Raw genomic sequence first — 3,254 nt, 5'->3', positions numbered from 1 at the left:
ATTCGTCGGCAGCGTCAGATGTGTATAAGAGACAGTATCTGCGCAGTGAGGAACTGGCTGATCTGCGCATGCTGGTGAACAACGACTTCGGGCCGCGGCCAGCGAACGGGCGGAGTTATTTCCGCAGCGTGGGCCATGCAAGCCAGGATCTCATCGTGTCCGACCATATTGTGCGGCGCGCGCGCGCACTCGGGATTGGGCAAGGCAATACTTATTTGGATTGCGCGGTGCCATGAAGCCAGCGACGATGGTCGAACTACTGACGGATTATCTATGCATATACTTTTAATCGATTCCAGCACTGTCAATTACCTCGATAACACGCCGCTGGAGGAGCAGCTGTTCGGTCCCGATTTCACGATTGTTCGCACGAACCGGCCAACGGACGAAATGCTGGCTCTGGCGGTCGGGATCGTCGCGTTTCATTCCGTGGCCGTTGACAAGACGTTGCTGGCAAAGCTGGATCGCTGCAAGGCCATCGTCAAGGCCACGGTGGGAATCGATGATGTCGATGTCGCCGCTGCGACCCGCAAAGGTATCCTGTGTGCTCACCTGCAAGGAATCGGTGCCGATGAGGTTGCCGACCATACGATGGCTTTCATCCTGGCGGCACAAAGGCAGCTGTTCGCCTATTCGGAACACACTAAAAAGGGACACTGGTCATGGCGCCACCCGGGGGCACTGAAAAGCTGCCAGGATACCGTGCTCGGCCTTCTCGGATTCGGTGCTATCGGCCGCCGCGTCGCCGAGCGCGCACAGGTATTTGGTTACCAGATACGCCATTTTGATCCTGGCGCTGACATGGCCGCCCACGCGCAGCCCGCCACGCTCGATGAATTATTGCGTTCCGCCGACATCGTGTCGATTCATATGCCACTGAATCAGGCCAACCGTGGCTTCTTCAATTGGGAATTATTCTCCCGATGTAAAGCAGGCATGTGCCTTGTCAATACCTCGCGCGGCGCGCTCGTCGACGGCTCCGATCTGGAGCGGGCCTTGGCTTGTGGCCGTGTCGCAGGCGCCTATCTCGACGTACTCGACAGCGAGCCCGTTCCCTCGGCCAGCCTGCGGGCGAATCCGCGCGTGGTGCTGACGCCGCACGCAGCCTTTTACAGTGAGCGCTCATTATACGAGCTCAGGTTCGGCGCAGCGCGCGCCTTGCACGACATGCTAGCGCATGGATGGACTTCCAACCTGTTAAACAAGGAGCTTTTAGTCAATGAAAACTAAGCTGCAGCCGTTGAGGCCGTTCGCGGAATCCGTCGGGGACGATGCTGCCATTGTGTACAATATCCTGTTGTACGCCCAGCGATTGAGTGCTCGCGCCCTGGTCACTAATACCTTCGGCAATATCGCCATCAGAAAACGTCCAAAATCTGGCCGGAATGACGTCATCTATACCAAGCACCGCGGTATTTCACTCGAGGAGATGGGCGAACAGCACATCGTCGCGATCGACCTGGAAACCAATGAGTTATTGCTGGGGTCTATCAGGCCGAGTATCGGTTACCAGATGCACCGTGAAATATTTCGCTGCAGGCCTGATGTACATGCGACGATTCACCTGCATCCAGACGACGTCATCGCCTATTTTTCAGTCATGCACGGCAACGAAATGTGCTATGTCTCGAACGATACTGCTCTGGTGATGGGCAACCCGCCTTGCATCCTGCCGCAGTCGCTCAATCTCGAGCTCGATATCAGTCCGCTCGCCGGTTTTATCCAAAACACTAATTGCATCGTCATGCCGAATCACGGCATCACCACGATGGGGCGGAATTTGTCCGAAGCCTACCACCGCGCAGTATCCTTCAGCGCCGAAATATCGCGCATCATAAAGAGCTTGCTGGTGTCGAAGTCGACCGGACTTCCGGTTTCCTACACTGCGCCCGAAGAAATCGAACACATGTATCGAATCGGCGAAGAGGCCATTTATGGGAAAACAATATGAAAATTAACCAGTATATCGAGGCATCGGGCGTATGGGCGGCACCGGATCGCAATTTCAAGACCCTGATGCTTGACTTGAACGAGAATCACTTTCTGACGGATTTCCTGGACGATTTCATCGCCAACGAGATGAACGTGCTGTCACTTTCCACGTATCCGAATTATGGACCGCTGATGGACGCCTTAAGCGAGTATTGTCAGGTGCCGACCGACCACCTGTTGATTGCGAACGGTGCCGACCAGGCGATCGATCTGCTGATACGTTTGCTTTTCACGGCTGGCGATCGGGTCGTGGTCCCGTCTCCCGTGTTCTCGTTCTACTACCAGACCTTGGACGTGAACGGCATCGTCACAAAAGTGATCGAATTCGGTACCGTCAATCGGCAATTTTTCTTTCCGTTTGAAAAAACGCTGGCAGCGCTTGATGACGCCGACGGCCTGATACTATGCAACCCGAACAATCCACTCGGCACCGAAATCGATACGCTGCAGTTGCAGGCGCTGGTTCAGCGCTGCGCCGCCCGCGATATTCCAGTCATCGTCGATGAAGCCTATTTTGAGTATTTGGGTCGCAGCTGTTACGATGCTATGGATACAGTGGAACAATTGATCGTCATCCGGTCTTTCTCAAAATACTTCGGCCTGGCCGGGCTGCGCCTAGGATATATTCTGGCGTCCCCCACAATCATTCGTCAACTACAAAAAATCCGCGGTCCTTGGGACGTCAACCATCTTGCAGTCAATGCCGCGCTCTATTGCCTGCGCAATATCGACCAACTCCAGCAATATCATGCACTGCTCCAGAAATCCAAACATGCCTTACTCGCCATATGCGCGCAGGCTGGGATTGATGCATACGATACCAAGAGCAATTTCATTCTGATTCGGGATCAGTCGGGAAAACTGTTGTCAGCGTTCCGTAGCGCCGGCATCCTGGTGTCCGACTGTTCGGCTTATCCGCATAGCGCTGGCATCATTCGGCAAATGCTGCGTTTGGCCGTACCCCCTATGGCCGACGTCGCGCGTGTCGGCGCGGTGATCGAGGAGAGCCGGCTCTCCATCCACTATCAAGCACTTCATCACATCGAAGCACTCGCTACACCATAGAGATCATGCGCGCAGATCACGGTAACCAATGATGTCACGGAAGCAGTGTTAAAGCAGCTCGTGCTTGATCACACGGAGGGGATTAGATTTATCGAGAGAAAAGCGTAAAGAAATTTATTTATCAAAAATCTGACTAGGGTTTGAAACCCCGGCCTTCAGAGGCTGTCGCAAAAGCCTGATGGACGTTTTTTACACCT

The 3,254-nt window shown here is 54.4% G+C and carries 4 protein-coding genes; all 4 read left to right on the top strand.

Annotated elements, in window-relative coordinates:
• Positions 1-236, top strand: a 236-nt coding sequence (locus tag QN359_RS19555) for a hypothetical protein (protein ID WP_323493620.1), incomplete at its 5' end; no start/stop codon positions are given.
• Between the two features lie 37 nt (positions 237-273).
• Positions 274-1,230 carry a C-terminal binding protein gene (locus tag QN359_RS19550; RefSeq protein WP_322250068.1) on the top strand — a complete coding sequence of 319 codons (957 nt, stop codon included), beginning with the start codon at positions 274-276 and terminating at the stop codon, positions 1,228-1,230.
• Positions 1,220-1,951: a class II aldolase/adducin family protein gene (locus tag QN359_RS19545; protein ID WP_322250067.1), complete on the top strand. Its 732-nt coding sequence runs from the start codon at positions 1,220-1,222 to the stop codon at positions 1,949-1,951. Before QN359_RS19550 ends, QN359_RS19545 begins: the two co-directional genes overlap by 11 nt.
• Entirely contained in the window at positions 1,948-3,057 is a 1,110-nt protein-coding gene (locus QN359_RS19540) for a histidinol-phosphate transaminase (protein WP_322250066.1), read from the top strand. Before QN359_RS19545 ends, QN359_RS19540 begins: the two co-directional genes overlap by 4 nt.
• Positions 3,058-3,254 lie beyond the last annotated feature (197 nt).

Origin of the sequence: Undibacterium sp. 5I2, from assembly GCF_035019605.1 — a bacterium.
Taxonomy (GTDB): Bacteria; Pseudomonadota; Gammaproteobacteria; order Burkholderiales; family Burkholderiaceae_D; genus Undibacterium.
The sequence above is the reverse complement of the archived record's forward strand: the minus strand, read 5'-3'. Positions and strand labels throughout refer to the sequence as shown.

Excerpts from the sequence above, each read along its gene's own strand:
- QN359_RS19545 (WP_322250067.1), top strand. The coding sequence starts at position 1,220 with ATGAAAACTAAGCTGCAGCCGTTGAGGCCGTTCGCGGAATCCGTCGGG.
- QN359_RS19540 (WP_322250066.1), top strand. The coding sequence starts at position 1,948 with ATGAAAATTAACCAGTATATCGAGGCATCGGGCGTATGGGCGGCACCG.
- QN359_RS19550 (WP_322250068.1), top strand. The coding sequence starts at position 274 with ATGCATATACTTTTAATCGATTCCAGCACTGTCAATTACCTCGATAAC.